The organism is Campylobacter sp. CNRCH_2014_2452, from assembly GCF_025772865.1.
GTDB classification, from domain to species: Bacteria; Campylobacterota; Campylobacteria; order Campylobacterales; family Campylobacteraceae; genus Campylobacter_D; species Campylobacter_D lari_D.
Map to the genome: position 1 here is coordinate 14,446 of NZ_JAKMSX010000008.1, position 19,323 is coordinate 33,768.

Here is a 19,323-nt window from a genome sequence, read left to right on the forward strand (position 1 = left end):
CTTTAATTAGCACAAGGGTTCATAGCTTTAAACCCATCACTTACAATACAAGTTTTTTTACGAGCTTCTATATCAAGTTCCCCAATTTCTTTGATTATTATTTCATCTTTAACTAAATCATCTCCTAAAGAATTAAATAAAAATAAATTAGCAATATTGTCATTAATCATTGCAGGATAGTTTTGATTATTGTTTAGACTTGATTTTGCTTGATTGTTTTCTAGTGTAGGAATGCTAGGAATACTAGGTGTTAGATCAGTCCAAGGTAAATCAGGTTCAACAGGAATGCTAGGTGTTAGATCAATGTTTTCTAAAATAGGTTTATATAAGTCATATTGATAATCTCCCATTATTAAAAAACTACCTTTATTGTGTTGATATTCTATTTTATTTTTAATTTCTGCTAATCCTAATTTGGAAGCTATTGTTTCTTGTTGTTTTTCTAACATATTGATATTTTTAAGTAATTGAGCTAGCTTATTAGGATCTAGTGAAGAATTGTTTTTTATATAGTCATTATAAGATTTTTCTGCTATTTGAAGTTGTAATTTTATATTTTCCAATTCTTTTAGAAGTTGTTGTGAATTTAAAACTATATCTTTTAATTCTCCTTTTAGAATTTCTAATATACTTATTTTTTTCTCAATTGTTTTGTCTATATTTGATTTTATATTGTTTTGATAAAAATCTTTTACACCTTCTTCAAATTTATCATTATTTGCATTATTTAATCCGTTGTTTTGATAAGCCATTATAAAATCTAAACTTTGAACTATCTTCAAGGCTTGTGATTTATTATTTGCTGTATCTTTGATGAAGTATTTTGCCACAAAATCTACTTTTTCATCTTCTGTCATTAGATTATAATCTTTTTCTGCTAACATATCCAATAAAACATCAATATATATTTTATAATGCTGATTGATAAGATCTGCTAGAATTTCATTTTTGATGACATCTTCATATAAATCATCTTTACCAAGGATGGCTTCTTCTTGTATGATATTGTCTATATTTGGGTAATTAATTTCTATTTTATTTGAAAAATCTGGTTTTTTTGGTAGTTCTATAATAGGTCTTGCTATTGTATTATCTTTACTTAAAAAATCTTCAAATTTTAAATTTTTATTATCATCATTATAGGTATGAATATTAATTTTCATATCTTTCCATAATTTTAAGTCGCTAAAAACATCATTAAAATCATTTTCATGATGATAAATATGTATATTCTTAAAAGCTAAATTTACATTTTTATCGTTATAGGCACTAATAAATTTTCCACTTAAATTTTTACCATCACTTGCAAAAGATTGTATTTGGGAGTCATTTTCAAAAAATAAATATATATTTTTAAAATCTAAATTAAATTTTTGAAACATTGAACGCCCTTCAATATATCCGATAAACCCAGCAGCATTGGCAAAGTCTTTTTGTCCATAAGCTTGTATATTTTTTATATCATATATGCTTATGTTAGAAAAACTTCCCTTACCTTCTTTTTGAATCCATCCTGCAAAACCTCCAACATTTACCATTCCGCTTTTGTCTTTTTCAATCTTGCCTGAAATAGTGTCAATATTTTTTATTGTGATATTTGAAAGAGATAAATTATCACTTCTATATCCTTCTATTTTTCCTGCAAAGCCACCACTTGCAGCACGAGTGCCTTCCATGGAGTTGTTATTAATGCTTTCTATTTTTTCAGCTTCTATGCTAATATTATCAAAAACACCTCCATTAGCAAAACCTACAAACCCGCCAGCATAAGCATTTCCTGTATCAAAAAAATCTTCTTCCAATGAGCCATCTTTGTTATCTTGACTAATGCTTTTTACATTTTTAACACGCACATTGATGTTTTTAAAATAAGTATCACCAGAATCAATACTTCCTACAAACCCGCCAGCATAAGTATGGCGTAAAGTAGTAAAAGTGGAGGTTATGTTGTTTATATCTAAATTTATATTTTCAAGATCAGCATAGCCTATATTACCTGAAAAACCACCTGTAACAAAACCTCCATTAATTTCATCAATTTGTCTTATATCGATATTGCTAAATTTTCCTCCCCATACTTCTCCGGCAAAACCACCCGTATATGTTGCTTTTGTTGTTTTATCATTAATAATTTTATTTATTTGTGATATGTTTATATTTTCAAATTTTCCATTGTTAATTCCACCTACAAAACCTCCAATATGTGATCTATTTTCAAGGCTAATACCGCTGATTTCTCCTATTGATTTTATATCAATCTTGTTAAAGTTAGCACCATTAACATATCCCATAAAACCTCCTGCGTAGAGATTGTTTTTATTTTGTGTAGAGATTTTAGAGATATTTTTTAACTCTATATTTTCAAATTTGCTACCACCACTTGCATGTCCTACAAAACCTCCAGTATACATTGAGTTTGATAGAATAGAGTTATCGTTATAATCAATTATTATATTTTTAAATTCAGAACCATTAGCATTTCCAAATATACCAACATATCTTAAAGAATCTGATAATACATTTGTATCTATGAATATATTTTTTAAAGCAAAATTTTGTCCGTCAAAAATTTTATTATAAAAGCTATTATCTTCTATAATTTCCCAATTATCATTGTAAATAGGATCTTTATATCCTACTATCATATTGGTGCAACCATATCCTTCTATACAGTAATTTGCATAGTTTTTTCCTTTAAAATCTATATCATTTGTTAGTCTGTATTCAGTAGCTGTATTTCTAAAATCTTTTTTATTTTCATTCCAACCTTTGGCAAAATGCCACCAATCAACATCTGAAGATATTCCTACAAAATCATATATGTTAAAAGAGTTATTATTATGTTTTATATTTTGAAAATCAGCTTGTTTAAGTTTATCAAAAACTGCAAAAGAATTAGGATCGTAGTAATATCCACTAGCATTTAAATATATAGAACCTCTTTCTTTAGCACTTACTTCTAATTTTGATAAAGAATTTGCGTTTATATTTGATGTATCAATGTCTATTTCGTTTCCTATAAGTTTGATGTTTTTTGAGTTGATTTTAGTTAATAAATCATTTGAATTTTTAATATTTGAATTTAATAAAATTTTATTTCCTATAAAGACAACTTCTTCAGCGTTAATATTTCCCATATTAACTACATTGCCATTGTTTTTATCTAATTTTATAATGGGTGATTGTATGGTGTTTGTTTTTCCATTTGCAAATTTTTGTATTTCATCAGAACTTATTGATGAGGTTGAAGCTACAAAGCGATTAGCATTGATAGTTCCTGTTTTAGTAATGATTACTCCATTAGGATTGATTAAAAAGACATTATTGCCACTTGCATTTAATAAACCTTCTATGGTAGATTTACTTGTCCCATGAGCAATGTTTAGGTAGTTTTTGTTAGAGCCATTAAAATTTACACTTTCATTTTTGCCTATGCTAAATCCCCCCCCCCATTGTATTACAGAATTTTGCCCATTTCCGTGGATATTCATATGATTATCATTTATGCTAATAGAACCACTAGTTCCATGTGTAAATTTACCACCACTAGGTAGCGCTAGACTTTGATTAAATAAGATAGAAATAACAATACCAGACAAAAGAATATGGTTAAAAAAACTAGACATCAGCTATCCTTAAATAATTATTAATATCAATATGTAATTTTTAAATATATTATAACAAAATTTATTTATAGTTAAATAAAAACAAATAAACATAAACAATATAAATAATTTATTATGCATATTTTTGTTATATAATTTGCTTTTAGAGTTAAGGTTTAGATTAAATGAAATTTTTAGTTTTTTTATTTAAAGAAAGCAAATTAAAAATCATTCTTTTTTTGCTTTTTAGTATTTTTACGAGTATATTAGGTGTATTGACTTTAGTTTTTATCAATGAATTTTTATTAAAAGCTAATCTTGAAAACTCAAATATTATCGTGTATTTTGTGCTTTTGTTGCTTGTCTTTTTTGCGAGTTCTTCTTTTGTAGAAATTGCTTTAAGCTCGTTTGGACAAAGTTTTATTTTTAAAATGCAAAGAAGGGTTGTAAAGCAAATTTTAGATACAAGTGTTTTGAGTATTTTAAATACTACTAAAGCAAAGATTTTGGCTTCTTTAAATAATGATGTGCGTAGTATTTCTTTTGGACTTTTAAGACTTCCTGAATTCATACAATCAAGTGTTTTGATTATTTGTGTAAGTGCTTATATAGCTTATCTTTCTTTAGAAATTTTCTTTTTATGTTTTGTGTGGATAGTGTGCGTTTTTTTGGTGGATAATTTTTTAATGAGTAAGGTATATTTTTATTTTAAAAATGCTAGGGAAAATGATGATGCTTTGCAAAAAAACTATCAAAATATTTTACAAGGGCATAAAGAATTAACCTTAAATCCTTTAAGGGCAAAGTATTATTATGAAAACGAGTTTGAAAAAAATGCTCTAAAAAAGAAAAAAAGCTCCACTATAGGAAATATTTTACATATCTTATCTAATAATTGGAGCAATAGCGCCATGCTAGCTTTAGTAGGAGTGGAGTTTTATATAGCTTTAAGCTATGAACTTGCTAGTTTGCAAAGTGCTACTACTATTGCTTTAAGCGTGCTTTTTTTAAGATCGCCACTTGGAGCTATGATAGGAAGTTTTCCTACGCTTATGATGGCAAAAATCGCTTTAGATAAAATTTCAAATTTAAATTTAGAAAATTATTCTCATGAGTTTAAATTCAGTCAAAATAAAAAAACTTGGCAAAAACTTTGTTTTAAAGATGTATCTTTTTCTTATAATGAAAATTTTGCACTAAAACCTGTAAATTTTGAGCTTAAAAAGGGCGAATGCGTATTTTTAATAGGTAAAAATGGTAGTGGTAAATCTACTTTTTCTATGATTTTAGCAGGACTTTTTATAGACTTTAAAGGGGATATTTTTTTAGATGATGAAAAAGTAACTTCAGAAAATATTTATGAATATAGAAGTTTAATTAGTGCGATTTTTAGTGATTTTCATTTATTTGAGCATGTTTTAGAAGATGAGAAATTTAGCAAAGAAGACTTGGTATATTGGCTTGAAATTTTAGAACTAAATGAAAAAGTAGAGCTTGTGGAAAATACTTTTAGCACTATAAAGCTCTCGGCTGGACAAAAAAAGCGCCTTGCTATGCTTAATGCTTTACTTGAAAAAAGAGATATTTTAATCTTAGATGAGTGGGCAGCTGATCAAGATCCTATGTTTAGAAAGTTTTTTTATACTAAGCTTTTGCCACTTTTAAAGCAAAAAGGCATTACAATATTTGCTATAACACATGATGAAGTATATTTTGACATGGCTGATAGAATTTTACTCGCACAAAATGGTCAAATTTGTGAATTAAAAGGCGATATTAAAGAACTAGCAAAAAATGCAGTAGAAAAATTTTAAAGGATAAAAATGAAAAAATTATTTATTTTATGTTTATTTTTAGGAGTAAGTTTGATGGCAAAATCTTTTGAGCTTGTAAAAGAGCCTGTTCTAACTTCGCAAATGGTTGAAGGGATTTTGGATCTTGTAAAGAAAGAAGCAAGAAAAAATGGCTTTCATGTAAGTATTACCATAGTAGATAAATCTGGTCAAATTTTAGCAGTTTTAAGAGATGATAAAGCAGGTGTGCATACGATTAATGCTAGTTATAAAAAAGCCTACACAGCCACTTCGCAAAAAAGAGAAACAGCAGTTATTTTTAAAGGTGTAAAAGAGGGTAAAATACCTGAAGATATTCGTTATTTAGATGATAAGTTTTCTATTATGCCTGGTGGGATACCGATTTTTATAGATGGAGTTGTTGTTGGTGGTATAGGTGTGGGTGGAGCACACTTAGATGAGGATGTAAAAATAGCAAAAGCGGGGATAGCGTTTTTAAAATAGGCTTTGAAAAATCAAAGCCTATTATCACTTAGCTTTTGCATAAATTTCTTTTTCAATGTTTATGTAAAATTGTGCGATAGCTTTGTAAGCTTCTTCCCAAGCTTTTAGTGTAGTTTCATCTGCATTTAACACTACTTTAATAGCCTTTAAAAGACAAGCACCTACTATAGGGTAATGCTCCTCTTTGACATTTAATTTTGTATGAGTGATAGCTACTTTATCAACAAAGCTTCTCATATTTTCTAAATTTTCTACATTTTTTGCTGCCATTAAAATAGCCATTGCTAAAGCTTTTGGTTGCTCGCCTGAAGCTTGTTTTTCCATATTAAACATAGGTTTTACTTCAGGATATTCTTCAAACATGATTTTATAAAATTCTTTTGTCAAAACTTCACCATTTTTTTGTAAAATTGGTACACAATCTTTGATGATTTGAATTTGCTCTTGTGTCATTTTATCTCCTTTGTATATTGTATTTTTGATGATTATATAAAAATAAGAGAAAAAATATCTTGATTTATGTTAATTTTGTATTATTTTATTTTAAATTGATTATGTATATCAATTTAAGTAAATATAAAGTGAATTATTAATATAATAATCCTTATCAATTTCAAAATTTAAAATTAAGGAAATTTATAAAATGAAAGCAAAAGTAGTTTTACTATCTTTACTAGCTGCTATGAGCTTAAGTGCTCAAGAGCTTACGATTTATTCTCATCGTCATTATGATTCTGATAAAGGAATTTTCAAATTATTTCAAGAAAAAACAGGTATTAGTGTAAATGTGGTGCAAGCTAAGGCTAATGAGCTTGCTAAAAGATTAGAAGTTGAAGGTAAAAATTCAAAAGCAGATTTATTTATGACTGCTGATGCGGGAAATTTAGAACAAGTTCGCACAAATAATCTTTTTGTTTCAGTTAGCTCGCCTGAGCTAGAAAAACTTTCTCCAAAAGAGCTAAGAGGCAAAAATAACGAATGGTATGCTTTTACAACAAGAGCAAGAATCATCATCGCTTCTAAAGATAGAATTAAAGATGGAGAGATTAAAACTTATGAGGATTTAACTGATCCTAAATTTAAAGGTAAAGTTTTAGTAAGAAGTTCAAATAATGTTTATAATATCTCTTTACTAAGTGCTATGATTGACACTTTGGGTAAAGAAAAAGCAAAAGAATGGGCTCAAGGCATAGCAAATAATCTTGCACGCACTCCAAAAGGTGGGGACCGTGATCAAATTCGTGCAATCTATGCAAAAGAAGGCGATGTGGCTATATCAAATAGTTATTATCTAGGACATTTAGCAAATTCAAAAAATCCTAAAGATGTTGAAGCTGCAAATTCAGTAAAAGTGATTTTTCCAAACCAAGATGATAGAGGAACACATATCAATGTAAGCGGTATAGGTGTTTTAAAAACTTCTAAAAATAAAGAAGCTGCGGTTAAATTTATCGAGTTTATGCTTTCAAAAGAAGCACAAGAAATTTTAACAAACCAAAATTATGAGTATCCAGTAAATAAAGAAGTAAAACCTGCTAAAATTTTACAATCTTGGGGCGAGTTTAAAGTAGAAAAGCCAAATTTCGAAGCTTATTGGGGTAATGCTAAAGAATCTTTAATGATTTTTGATGAAGTTCAATGGAAATAATTTTAAGGAAAAATAAAATTTGAAATTTTTAAGTCTAAGGTGGTCTTTTGCCACCTTTTTTTTCTGTAGTTTAATCATACTGCCTATACTTGCTATTATCTTACACCTTCCTTTTATAGATATTAATACCTTAAAACATTTGAGTAAAAATGTCTTACCAAGGTATATTTTTGGTAGTGCTTTTATATTGTTTGGGACTTTAGTGTTGTGTTTGATTATAGGATTAATTAGTGCTTATTTGATAGCTTTTTATAAATTTTTTGGCTCGAAATTTTTTGAATGGTTTTTGATTTTACCTTTGGCTATACCTTCTTATGTAATGGGTTTTGTTTGGATTGATTTGTTTGAATTTCAAGGCTTAATTCCCACGCTTTTAGGTGTTGATAAGCGTATAGATATCATGAATGCATATGGCGTGATTGTGATTTTATCTTTTGCTCTTTATCCTTATGTGTATTTTTTTGCTAAAAATACCTTTGCTTATGGACTTGGAAATATCATTTTAAGTGCTAAAACACTTAAGGCTTCTAATTTAAAAACATTTTTTAAAGTGATTTTACCATTTTGTCGTGTGGGTATAGTGGGTGCTTTGCTGTTGGTGGCTATGGAGGTTTTGAGTGATTATGGCTTGGTGGCGTATTTTGGCGTAGATACTTTTAGTGCAGGAATTTTTAGAACATGGGGAAGTGGTGGCGATGAAGTCAGTGCTGTGGCTTTAAGCGTGGCTTTACTTGTATTTATCGCGCTTTTAATGCTTTTAGAAAAAATTCAAAGAGGTAAAAAAGGTTTTAATCAAAATGTATTTTTACCTACCCCAAAAGATGAGTTAAAAGGCTTAAAGGCATTTTTAGCCTTTTTATGGTGCTTTTTAGTGGCATTTTTAGCTTTTGTCGTGCCTATTATGTGGCTTGTTTATTGGGCCGGGTTTGATTTTATGCAAAATTTAAGCAATGTCTTAACACCTGCATTTTATAGTCTTAGTGTGTCTTTAGTGAGTTCTTTTGCTATTGTGGGAGTGGCATTTTATTTATGTTTTATAGTGCGTTTAAACGATACAAAAGCTTCTAAAATCATCCTTTGGCTTACGACTTTGGGGTATTCTTTACCTGGAGCTGTGGTAGCTGTGGGAATTTTAGTGATTTTGGGTGTGTTAAATTATATTTTTGATCTTTTGTCTTTTGAATATGCCATAGGTGGTGGATTTTTAGTGCTGTTTTTTGGATACTTTGTGAGATTTTTAGCTTCTGGAATTTTTGCAACTCAATCAGGCTATGAGAGAATTTCTAAAAATATAGACTATGCAAATTTAACCTTAAAATCAAAACCACTTAAAATTTTCACTCAAATTCATTTTCCTTTGATGAAACATTATTTAGCTTTAGCTGTGGTGATTATTTGTGTGGATATTTTAAAAGAATTACCTATTTCAACTATACTTTCACCTTCAGGTTTTCAAACGCTTTCATCGCTTGTGTTTGCTTATAGTGAAAATGAGTTAATTTATAATGTTTCTTTGCCATCTTTGATTATAGTGTTATTTGGGATTATCTCTACATTTTTAATGCATTATTTGCAAAATAAAAACAACCAAAAAGGACAATAATGGAAATCTTAAAAATTGACAATCTTTACAAATCTTTTGGAAAAATAGAGGTCTTAAAGGGAATTTCTTTGAGCTTAAAAGAAGGCGAGATTGTCAGTATTTTGGGAGAAAGTGGCTGTGGTAAGAGTTCTTTGCTTGGTTGTATAGCTGGTTTTTTTGAAATCAATGATGGTAGTATTTATATAGGGGATAAACTAGTTGCTTCTAAGAGTGTGTATTTAGCCCCGCAAGAGCGTGATGTGGGGGTTTTGTTTCAAGATTATGCTTTGTTTCCGCACTTAAATGTAGAAGAAAATATATGCTTTGGTATAAGCTCTTTAGGTAAAAACGAGCAAAAACAAAGGCTTGATGAGGTTTTGGAAATTTTAAATTTAAATACACTTTTAAAACGCTATCCAAATGAGCTAAGTGGTGGGCAAGCCCAAAGAGTAGCACTAGCAAGAACCATAATTGCAAGGCCAAAAATCATACTTTTTGATGAACCTTTTTCAAATTTAAATCACACTTTAAGCGTTAAAATGCGCAAAGAAATCAAAAATATCTTGAAAGAACATAAGCTTAGTGCTATTTTTGTCACACATGATAAAGACGATGCTTTTTATTTATCAGATAATATCGCTTTGATTAAGGATGGGAAAATTTTAGACTATGGAAGCGCTAAAGAGCTTTTTTATAAGCCTAAAAATATAGATAGTGCTTGTTTTTTGGGCGAAGCATTTTTTATAGATCCAAATACAATTTTAGATGAGAATTTTAAAGCATATTTACAAAGTAAAAATGGCATTTTACGCCCTAATGATATACAAATTTCAACCTCACAAACTCCTTTAAAGGCTAGCGTTTTAGAATGCGTGTTTTATGGGGATTTTTATGAGTTAAGCGTGAGTTTGGAAGGACATATTTTTAGTATTTATCATCACAAAGAGCTTAGTAAAAATGATGAGGTTTATCTTAAGTTAAGTGATATAGAAAGCTTTTAATCACTCTAATTCATTTTCAAACATATCTAAAATTTGCTAAAGATTATAAAATAAAGTAAAATCACAGCAAAAAAAGGAAATAAATGATTAGTGTAGAATTGATAGAGCATATTTTTAAAGCTGCTTCTATATCAAGGTGGAATGATTATCCTAGAATGACAAATTTAGTCGAGCTTGATAAACAAGCACATAAATTTATCATTGCTTATTTCATTGCTAAAATGGAAAAAGATGTCAATATGCGTTTTATCATAGAAGCAGGAATTTTTGAGTTTTTAAGTAGGGTGGTAGTGACTGATATACGCCCTGATGTGTATCATGAGATAACGCGTGCAAAAAATGAGCAAGTAAGTGCTTGGGTGTTAAGTAAAATCGCACCAATGATTCAAGATATAGAAAATGGTGAGTTTTTAAAACGCTATGAGCTTTTTTTGCAAGGTAAAGATTGTGCAAAAGAAAGGCTTATTTTAAAAGCTGCTTCGTATTTTGCGACAAGGTGGGAGTTTAATATAGTTTATCAAACTAGTTCATTTTTAAGTGATATTGATGAGATTAAGGCTAAGGTTGAAGAGGAATTAGAAGATTATTATGAGTTAATTGGCGCAAGAAAAATAGCTCTTAATCAAAAAATTTCTAAAATAATCGATCTAAGCGGACGCTTGCGTTTTCAAAAAAGATGGGCACAAACTCCAAGGATTCCAGAAACTGCGGTTTTAGGACATATGCTTGTGGTAGCTATTTTGTCTTATTTTTATTCTTTAGAAGTAAAAGCATGCGATGGTAGGATAGAAAGCAATTTTTATTGTGCTTTGTTTCATGATTTACCCGAAAGTTTAACTAGAGATATTATCTCTCCGGTAAAATATGGCATAGATGGTTTAAATGAAATCATCAATGAGTATGAAATGAAACTTATTAATGAGAAAATTTTACCTTTTATACCACTATCTTTCAGGGAAGAATTTAGTTATATACTTGGTATTAGAGAAGGACAAAATGAAGAAAGTGCCTTTGTAAAAAATGAATTTGAAAATCGTATTTTTAATAACAAGCCAAGTGTTTATAGCGGTAGTTTGGATGCGGTCAATGAGGATCGTTTTAAGGCTATTGATGGAAAGGCTTTGAAGTATTGTGATAAGCTAGCAGCTTTTATAGAAGCGGCTTTATCGATTAGCTATGGAGTAAAGTCTAAAGAGCTTGAAAGCGGTTTTGTGGGAATGTATGAGTATTTTAAAACAAATCCGACTATTAATGGGGTAAATTTCTTTAGAATTTGTGAGGATATTAAAGGGTATTTTAAACTTTAAAACCCTCTCCCAGATGACTGCGGCACACACTAAGTCTAAGTGCTCTGCTGTGTTCCCACCCTGAAGCGGTGCTTAAAAATAGCATTGCACAGGTCTAAGAGAAGGCAGTTGAAATAATATCTTAAAATATCTTAAAAAACATTGAGGTGAAGTATGTTGAGTATATTTGCAAATTTTTTATCTAAATTCAGAGAATTTTTTGTTCCTAGTCATCTGTCTTTAGAATTTAGAGCAAAATCTTTTGCGGCTATTATTGTGGCAAATAAAAATATAAAAGCAGAAATTTGGCAAGTTTTAGCTGATATTGCTAGTGAAATTTATCCAAAAGATAAAAGCAGGCAAGCAATTTTGGTGCAAACTTCTAAAGAATATGTAGATAGAGTTTTAAAAAGTGAGCTTAGTTTGGATACTTTACTTAAAAATATTGCTTTGCTTTTGAAAAAAAATCCAAGATATATACAAAAGATAAAATTTGATAAACTTGAGCGTTTAATAGATAAAAATGAAGAAGAATCTTTGGTTCAGCTTAGGGTGTATGAATTTTTTGAGCAAGAGGTAAAATATATCTTAGAGCAAAAAAATATAAATAAAACATGAAAAGCTAAAATTAGCGTTTCATGTTGATTGCTTTTTGTATCATTTGATCGGCTGTTGTGATACTTTTACTACTTGAATCATAAGCTTTTTGTAGAGTGATTAAGTTAGTAAAAGCTACCGATAAATCTACATTAGATTGCTCTAAATAAGAACCTTTAAAAGTTGCTGTGCTGAAATTTCCATTAGCATCAAGTAAAAAAGTTGGATTACCGCTATTTCCTGTTTGCCCATAAAGATTTTCCCCTAGCTTTTCCAAGCCTTGTTCGTTTGTAAAATTAAACAAAGCAAGTTTTGCCATAGCTATTTGATCTCCATTGGTAAAAGTGGCGATGATAGTGCCATCTGTGTTAATAGAATAATTATTTAAAAACCCCTCGCCCTTACCATCTGTTTGTGTATGCACTGAAGGTTGTTTGTTTTGTAAAGCATGAAGCCCATCATAGCCTGAATTTGGTATATTTGGATCATAATAAGAACCAAGATTTATATTAACCCTTGTGCCATTATTATCTACCGAATTTAAGGTGTTAGATACTAAAGCTCCAGATTCGTTAAAAGTGATTAAACCTTCAGTTGTTCCACCTATTTTATTGCCATCATTATCATACACTTGTGCAACGGCTTTGTATTCTAAATCTGTACCATTTTGCGGTAAAACTCTATCTAATTTAACTTTTACCCAACTAATAGATCCATCAGGATTTATTAATTTTGCAGAAAGTTCTGTGCTATCAGCTACTTCTTTTTCAACGCTTAAGTGAGATGATTCTAATTTGACTGTTTCTAAATCGACTTTATCTAGTTTTTGATTGTCGATACTAAAAGCTAAATTTTCATCTAAAGTAGCTTGTAATGTTTGACTAGCACCCTTTTCATCAGTGATTTTAAAATATATAGTATCGCCAGGTTTTATACCATAAATTTGTTCATCTTTTACACTACCTGAAATTTTTACACTACCATCTTCATTTTTACTAAATTCAAATTTAGAAGCATCTACATCTACATTTACTGCTTCTGTTTTGGTGCTTGTGTCTAAATTTCCACTCCAAGTTATATTTTGAGTTGGTTGAGGTGGTAAGTAAAGATTTTTAGGTACAGAAATAGGTCCTTGAGTATTAACTCCGCCCATTTGTAAATTCTGTCCAGGTGTTCCACTCCAAGCTGTAGTGACTTTTTGTCCCATAATCTGACCAAACATATTAGAAACTCTATCACTTAGTTGAATTTCTTGTAATGATGGATTCATAGTTCCAAGTACATAATTTCCATTTGAATCTACTAAAAATCCATTTGCATCAGGTTTAAAAGCACCATTTCTAGTATAATAAACCCCATTGGCATTACTTACACCAAAAAAGCCTTTTCCAGCAATTGCTACATCAAATTCATTATCAGTAGAAACTAACGGACCTTGTTCAAAAATATCATTAGTAGCTCCTGCTACACTACCATAACCAGTTTGACCTTTGTTATATGATTGTGTTGTTATGGTGCTATAAAATACATCTTTAAATGCCACATCAGAGTATTTAAAACCGACTGTATTGACATTGCTTATATTATGAGCGGTATTGTCTATACCATAACTTTGGGATTTTACTCCATTTACTCCATTGTAAAATGCTGTAAACATGATTTTATCCTGTAATCTCTTTAATATCTTCCCATTTAACCCAGCTACCGCCCATACCAACTAGAGCTTCACCTTCTTCAAATTTAACTCCAGTGATAGGATAAGCACCATAAGTTGAATTAACGGTTGTGCCATCTTCACCTATATAGCTTGCTCTTACATAGTATTTTCCAGATGGTACAGGATTTCCACTATCATCTGTTCTATCCCAAACGATTTGTTTCATACCAGCACTCATATCTTTAACACTCATTGTTCTTACAGGATCTCCTGCTTCATTATAAATAGTAAATGTTACAGGTGTGCTGTCTGATTTATAAGCTGAATCAATTTTTGCTGTTTTGATATCAACACTTGGGGTATGTCCTACTATTTTAAATGTTTGATCTTCTCCAACTACTGCTTGAACCGTTTCTTCTTGACCTTTGTCATCTTTTAATTTTATATGTATAGTTTCTCCAGGTTCAGCTATTTCTTTATCAACTTTACCTGTTATATCTAGTTTATCTTCGCCATTTTTCTTAAGTTCAAAACCTTCAATATCAATATCAGTCTTTTTACCTTTTTGTGGTTCTTGTGGTAAATACATATTAATTTGAAATTGTATATCATCATCTGCCACTACAAGGTAATTATCTTTAACTGTTGCAAGCTTTCCAACTGCAGCTAGTGCGCTCATACCTGTGCTTGCTGCAATAGAATTTTGTAGTTTTGTCATCGCAGTTACAAGTTGAGTCATGGTTTTATTAGTATTATCTTGCATTTCAAGTGCTGAAAGTTGTGCCGTTTGGGTAAGCATTTTTTCAGTATCCATAGGATCTGTTGGATCTTGATGTTGGAGTTCTATTAAAAGAAGCTTTAAAAACGCATCCTTGTCAAGTTCTGCCCCAGGGTTGTAAATCAACCCGCTATCACCTTCACCGGCTCTAGTGCTTCCTTTAGCATTTGGCATATCTTTAGTATTAAGCGTTGCTAAAGGACCTTGAAGGGTTTGTGTGTTTATATTTGACATAAAAATCCTTTTTTATATATTTTTAAAGCTCAAAGCAAAAAATATTCCATTTAAAAATATTTTGCTAAAACCATTTCTAAGCTCGGTTTTTCTTGAATTTCTTTTTCAAAATTCACCTTATCTTCTTTACTATTGTTGTTTTTTTGTCTTTGCGGATTGCTTTGTTCTTTTCTTTCTTGATTACTAAAATTCATTTCTAAATTTGTAAATCCCATATTTACAAGAGCATTTTTAAATTCAGCTTGATGTTGTATGAAAAGATTTAAGGTATTCTGATTAGAGTTAAAGCTAATATTTAAATTTGAACCCCTTTGGACTAAAGTTACTTCTACTTCTCCAAGATTATGTGGATTAAGAGTTATACTAAAGCGAGTTATAGGTGCTTTGTAGCTTTCTAGTTTTTCTTTAAATTCTTGGGCAAAATCATTGAAAGTTTCTTTCATAGGAATATTTTGATTTTTTATAAAATTATTAGAAACCCTATTCATTTCCCTTACATAAGAATTTAAATTTTCTTCACTATGATCATTTTCATCTTTTGAAAACTCTTTTGTGTGTTTAAAAATATCACTAAAATTATCTATATTTTGATTACTTTTATCTATTTTTAAATGTTTATCTTGAGGGGCCAATTGATTTTCTAAGTTAATTTTTAAATCTTGATTTTGATTTTGTATATTTTGAGTATTTTTTATATTTGTTAATTCAGCTTTTAAATCTTTTGAATTTTCTAAAACAGAACTTATTTTTTTACTAAAGCTATCTTCGCTAATAGTTAGTTTTTCATTCTTTAATATTTCTTTAAAATCTAGCTTTTCTTTTTCTTTAATATCTTTTTTTAGGTTTGTGTTTTGAGTAAGATTAATTAACTCAATATCACTTAGTTTTTCATTGAATTTTGTTGTTGTATTTTGGATATTTTTTGCGTTTTTTATTTCTTTTTCATCCTGAATTTGAATTTTTTCTACTAATTTTTCTTTAAAATCTATGTTTTGAATGTTTTCTTTTGCTTGTGTTTTTATATCTTTTTTTGGAAGTTCTATATTTTTTAAAGCAGAAGAAAGCAAAGACACACCTTCGTTTTCTTTGCTTTTTATATTTTTGCTTGTATTTGGTTCTTCTTTTAAAAGCTTGGTAATTTTTTGATTGATTAAATCTTGAAAAACATTAGTATTATTATTTTGTTTTGGTATTTCAAAAAAACCTTTTTTATCAAGATTTGGAAAGGCTTCTTTTAAATCTTTAATTTGTTCAAATTTTATATTTTTGATGTTTAATCCAAGCTCTTTTGCCACATTAAAAAGCTCATTAATATTTTTTATATTTTTTAGCTTGTGTAGATTTTTTTCAAGAGCTAAAATAGCAGTATTATATTGGACAAGTTTGTTTAGTTTTATATCCTTGCTATCGCTTTGTAAAACCTCTAATAAAGAAAGAATTTGCATAAAATTTGCACCCTCAAAAAGCTTCAAAGCATCTTTTTCATCCAGCGGTATTTTGTCTTTGACATCATCTTTTAAAATTTTATCATTAACTTTATCATCTTTTTGCGGAGTCTTGAAATCTTTTGGTAAACTTCCATCTTTTTCATTTATTGCTTGCAATAAGGAATTTAAAAATTCCTCGCCATCACTTTGCGAGCTAGTGTTTTCTTTACTTGGGTTTTCATTTTGTGGAGTGATGCTTAGTAAGTTTAAAGCATCACTAGCTTGGATATTAGACATTAATTAACCTACTAAAAAATTATTTTTTGCTAAATTTGGAAATAAATTTTGTAATTGTGCTGCACAATCAAGTTTTAAATTTTCATGAGTAAGATTAAAATTTTTAAATATCACTAATAATTCTTCTATGTTTTTAGCATTTAAAACCGCATTTTCATTTTTAGCATCATCTAAAATTTCACTTACTTTACTTGAAAGTTTTGCATAATTTAATTCTTTTTCTTCATTTGAATTTATAACTTCTAAATAATTTAAAAGTTCCATAAAATGCTTACTATTTAAAACTGAAGTTCCTTGTTTTTCTAAGTTAGCGTTAAAGATTTGAGTATTTAGGTTTGACATATTTTTCTCCTTAAAAATAATTCTTACTCAAGACAAAAGCAACAAGTGTTCCAATTTTTAAATCTTAATTTTTAAGCATTTTTTTTATATAATATTAGATTTTAAATTTAAGACTTTGGAGAAAAACTTGGATAATATTAGAAATATAGCTGTTATAGCTCATGTTGATCATGGTAAAACAACAATGGTAGATGAGCTTTTAAAACAATCAGGAACTTTTAATGAGCGTGAACAAATAGCTGAGCGTGTAATGGATAGTAATGATATAGAAAAAGAAAGAGGTATCACTATACTTTCTAAAAATACTGCTATTAATTATAAAGGCACAAAAATAAATATCATAGACACTCCAGGCCATGCTGATTTTGGTGGTGAAGTTGAGCGTGTGTTAAAAATGGTTGATGGGGTTTTGCTTTTAGTTGATGCACAAGAAGGGGTTATGCCTCAAACTAAATTTGTGGTAAAAAAGGCTTTATCTTTAGGGCTTAAACCTATTGTTGTTATTAATAAAATCGACAAGCCAGCTGCTGATCCTGAAAGAGTGATCAATGAAATTTTTGATCTTTTTGTGGCTTTAGAGGCAAATGATGAACAACTTGATTTTGCAGTAGTATATGCGGCTGCTAAAAATGGTTATGCAAAACTTGCACTTGAAGATGAAAGCACTAACATGGAACCATTGTTTAAGACTATACTTGAGCGTGTGCCTGCTCCAAGTGGTAGTGATGAAAATCCTTTACAGCTTCAAGTTTTTACTCTAGGTTATGATAATTTCGTTGGTAAGATAGGGATTGCAAGAATTTTTAATGGTAAAGTAAAGAAAAATCAAAATGTTATGCTTGCTAAAGCAGATGGCTCTAAAATCAATGGAAGAATTTCAAAACTTATTGGTTTTATGGGTCTAGAAAAAATGGACATTGAAGAAGCAGGGACAGGCGATATTGTAGCGATTGCAGGTTTTGAAGCTTTAGATGTAGGAGATAGTGTGGTAGATCCAAATAACCCTATGCCGCTTGATCCTTTACACATAGAAGAGCCAACTTTAAGTATAGTATTTTCAGTAAATGATGGTCCTTTAGCGGGTACTGAAGGTAAACATGTAACTTCAAATAAAATCGCAGAACGCTTAGAAGCTGAAATGAAAACTAATATTGCTATGAAATATGAAAGCACAGGCGAAGGTAAATTTAAAGTAAGTGGAAGAGGTGAACTTCAAATAACTATTTTAGCCGAAAATATGCGTAGAGAAGGTTTTGAGTTTTGTATGGGTAGACCTGAAGTTATCGTTAAGGTAGAAGATGGTGTTAAAACAGAGCCGTTTGAGCATTTAGTGATTGATGTGCCTGATGATTTTACCGGAGTAGTGATTGAAAAACTAGGTAAAAGAAAAGCTGAAATGAAAACTATGACACCAACTGGAGATGGTCAAACAAGACTTGAGTTTGAAATTCCTGCGCGTGGGCTTATAGGATTTAGATCACAATTTTTAACAGATACTAAAGGCGAAGGTGTTATGAACCATAGCTTTTTAGAGTTTCGTCCATTTAGTGGAGCAGTTGAAAAAAGAAATAATGGCGCGTTAATTTCTATGGAAAATGGTGTTGCACTAGGATATTCTTTATTTAACTTACAAGATAGAGGGGTATTATTCATTGATCCTCAAACAAAAGTATATACAGGTATGATTATAGGTGAGCATTCACGCCCAAATGATTTAGATGTTAATCCTATTAAAGGTAAAAATTTAACTAATGTTAGAGCAAGTGGTAGTGATGATGCGATTAAGCTTGTACCACCTAGAAAATTAAGCCTTGAAAGAGCGTTAGAGTGGATAGAAGAAGATGAACTTGTAGAGGTTACTCCACAAAATATTAGAGTTAGAAAAAGATATCTTGATCCTACTCAAAGAAAAAGAATGGAAAAGGCTAAGTCTTAATGGATTTTGAAGCCATAAGACAAGCTTTAAATAAAAGACTCAAAGCTTTACAAATTTTAGCATTTGCTGAAGCTTTGGTTATATTTTTTCTTGCTTTTCAATTTAGCAAGGATGTGATTATAGCTTTGTTTTTTGCTGTTTTAGCAGGAGTTTTGTTTTTTAGAATTTTAGGAAGAAAGCTTATGTGGGGACGCAATGAGCTTGTATTTAAAATGTGTGAAGAATTTTTAAAGCAAAACAATGCTAAATTTGACAAACAAGGCTTTTATCAGAAAGATTTTGAAAAAATTGCTTTTAACTTTTCTTTAAAAACTTATCATTCTCAAAATTCTTTTATTTTTGATGATTTTATTCTTTATGATGTGAAATTTAAAGATGAATTTGGGAATTTCTTTTGTGGAATTTTGCTTTATAGTAAGAAATTAAAAGAAGATATTAGCTCAAGTGAAAGTATTTTTGAAAAATTAAAGGATAAAGAATTTTCTACACAAAGAGTTTTGAAAAAAGATGATTATTTGCTCATAGCTAGTTTGAAAAATCCTTTTTTTGCTGATTTAAAAATTTCAAGCGAGTTAAATTTTAAACTTTTTAGAGCTAATTTAGAAAAAATTCAAACTTTTATACATGATTAAGTTT

15 protein-coding genes and 1 other RNA gene are annotated in these 19,323 nt (G+C 29.6%); 9 read left to right on the forward strand and 7 right to left on the reverse strand.

What is annotated here, in order from left to right; genetic code table 11:
• Positions 1 to 2 precede the first annotated feature (2 nt).
• A complete protein-coding gene (locus L8X38_RS06460) occupies positions 3 to 3,626 on the reverse strand; it encodes a filamentous hemagglutinin N-terminal domain-containing protein (protein ID WP_263661601.1) in 3,624 nt (1,207 codons plus the stop codon).
• Positions 3,627 to 3,790: 164 nt separating this feature from the next.
• Between L8X38_RS06460 and L8X38_RS06465 the strand changes: the two genes are divergently transcribed.
• Both L8X38_RS06465 and L8X38_RS06470 read left to right on the forward strand, forming a co-directional pair.
• Positions 3,791 to 5,419, forward strand: a complete 1,629-nt coding sequence (locus tag L8X38_RS06465) for a multidrug ABC transporter permease/ATP-binding protein (RefSeq protein WP_263661602.1) — start codon at positions 3,791 to 3,793, stop codon at positions 5,417 to 5,419.
• Between the two features lie 9 nt (positions 5,420 to 5,428).
• Positions 5,429 to 5,902 (forward strand): GlcG/HbpS family heme-binding protein, encoded by a 474-nt coding sequence (locus tag L8X38_RS06470; protein WP_263661603.1) that lies wholly within the window; start codon positions 5,429 to 5,431, stop codon positions 5,900 to 5,902.
• 24 nt (positions 5,903 to 5,926) lie between these two features.
• Here L8X38_RS06470 and cgb read toward each other — a convergent pair whose 3' ends face one another.
• Positions 5,927 to 6,355 carry a single-domain globin Cgb gene (cgb, locus tag L8X38_RS06475; RefSeq protein ID WP_133319038.1) on the reverse strand — a complete coding sequence of 143 codons (429 nt, stop codon included), beginning with the start codon at positions 6,353 to 6,355 and terminating at the stop codon, positions 5,927 to 5,929.
• A gap of 190 nt (positions 6,356 to 6,545) precedes the next feature.
• On the opposite strand from cgb, the gene L8X38_RS06480 reads away from it, so the two are divergent.
• The 4 genes from L8X38_RS06480 to L8X38_RS06495 all read left to right on the forward strand — a co-directional run bounded on the left by L8X38_RS06480 (position 6,546) and on the right by L8X38_RS06495 (position 11,440).
• Entirely contained in the window at positions 6,546 to 7,550 is a 1,005-nt protein-coding gene (locus L8X38_RS06480; protein WP_263661604.1) for an extracellular solute-binding protein, read from the forward strand.
• Between the two features lie 19 nt (positions 7,551 to 7,569).
• Positions 7,570 to 9,153, forward strand: a complete 1,584-nt coding sequence (locus tag L8X38_RS06485; protein WP_263661605.1) for an ABC transporter permease — start codon at positions 7,570 to 7,572, stop codon at positions 9,151 to 9,153.
• A complete protein-coding gene (locus L8X38_RS06490; RefSeq protein ID WP_263661606.1) occupies positions 9,153 to 10,133 on the forward strand; it encodes an ABC transporter ATP-binding protein in 981 nt (326 codons plus the stop codon). Before L8X38_RS06485 ends, L8X38_RS06490 begins: the two co-directional genes overlap by 1 nt.
• Positions 10,134 to 10,216: 83 nt before the next feature.
• On the forward strand, positions 10,217 to 11,440 hold the full coding sequence (locus tag L8X38_RS06495) for an HD domain-containing protein (RefSeq protein WP_263660640.1): 1,224 nt from the start codon (positions 10,217 to 10,219) through the stop codon (positions 11,438 to 11,440).
• Positions 11,441 to 11,443: 3 nt separating this feature from the next.
• Here L8X38_RS06495 and ffs read toward each other — a convergent pair.
• An RNA gene (ffs, locus tag L8X38_RS06500) (signal recognition particle sRNA small type) lies at positions 11,444 to 11,541 on the reverse strand.
• 52 nt (positions 11,542 to 11,593) lie between these two features.
• Between ffs and L8X38_RS06505 the strand changes: the two genes are divergently transcribed.
• Positions 11,594 to 12,037 carry a hypothetical protein gene (locus tag L8X38_RS06505; protein WP_133319033.1) on the forward strand — a complete coding sequence of 148 codons (444 nt, stop codon included), beginning with the start codon at positions 11,594 to 11,596 and terminating at the stop codon, positions 12,035 to 12,037.
• Positions 12,038 to 12,047: 10 nt separating this feature from the next.
• Here the strand turns inward: L8X38_RS06505 and L8X38_RS06510 are convergent, their stop codons facing one another.
• The 4 genes from L8X38_RS06510 to L8X38_RS06525 are packed head-to-tail and all read right to left on the reverse strand — an operon-like array spanning position 12,048 to position 16,751.
• Positions 12,048 to 13,673 carry a flagellar hook protein FlgE gene (locus L8X38_RS06510; RefSeq protein ID WP_263661607.1) on the reverse strand — a complete coding sequence of 542 codons (1,626 nt, stop codon included), beginning with the start codon at positions 13,671 to 13,673 and terminating at the stop codon, positions 12,048 to 12,050.
• Positions 13,674 to 13,677: 4 nt separating this feature from the next.
• Entirely contained in the window at positions 13,678 to 14,685 is a 1,008-nt protein-coding gene (locus L8X38_RS08530; RefSeq protein ID WP_263661608.1) for a flagellar hook capping FlgD N-terminal domain-containing protein, read from the reverse strand.
• Positions 14,686 to 14,735: 50 nt separating this feature from the next.
• On the reverse strand, positions 14,736 to 16,409 hold the full coding sequence (locus tag L8X38_RS06520) for a flagellar hook-length control protein FliK (RefSeq protein ID WP_263661609.1): 1,674 nt from the start codon (positions 16,407 to 16,409) through the stop codon (positions 14,736 to 14,738).
• 3 nt (positions 16,410 to 16,412) lie between these two features.
• The gene (locus tag L8X38_RS06525; RefSeq protein WP_263661610.1) at positions 16,413 to 16,751 is read right to left on the reverse strand and encodes a hypothetical protein; all 339 of its coding nucleotides are present in this window, start codon (positions 16,749 to 16,751) and stop codon (positions 16,413 to 16,415) included.
• 127 nt (positions 16,752 to 16,878) lie between these two features.
• On the opposite strand from L8X38_RS06525, the gene typA reads away from it, so the two are divergent.
• Both typA and L8X38_RS06535 read left to right on the forward strand, forming a co-directional pair.
• Positions 16,879 to 18,687, forward strand: a complete 1,809-nt coding sequence (gene typA, locus L8X38_RS06530) for a translational GTPase TypA (protein ID WP_220567072.1) — start codon at positions 16,879 to 16,881, stop codon at positions 18,685 to 18,687.
• Positions 18,687 to 19,319, forward strand: coding sequence for a poly(A) polymerase (locus tag L8X38_RS06535; RefSeq protein WP_263661611.1), 633 nt, complete (start codon positions 18,687 to 18,689; stop codon positions 19,317 to 19,319). The genes typA and L8X38_RS06535 overlap by 1 nt, the downstream gene beginning before the upstream one ends.
• Positions 19,320 to 19,323 lie beyond the last annotated feature (4 nt).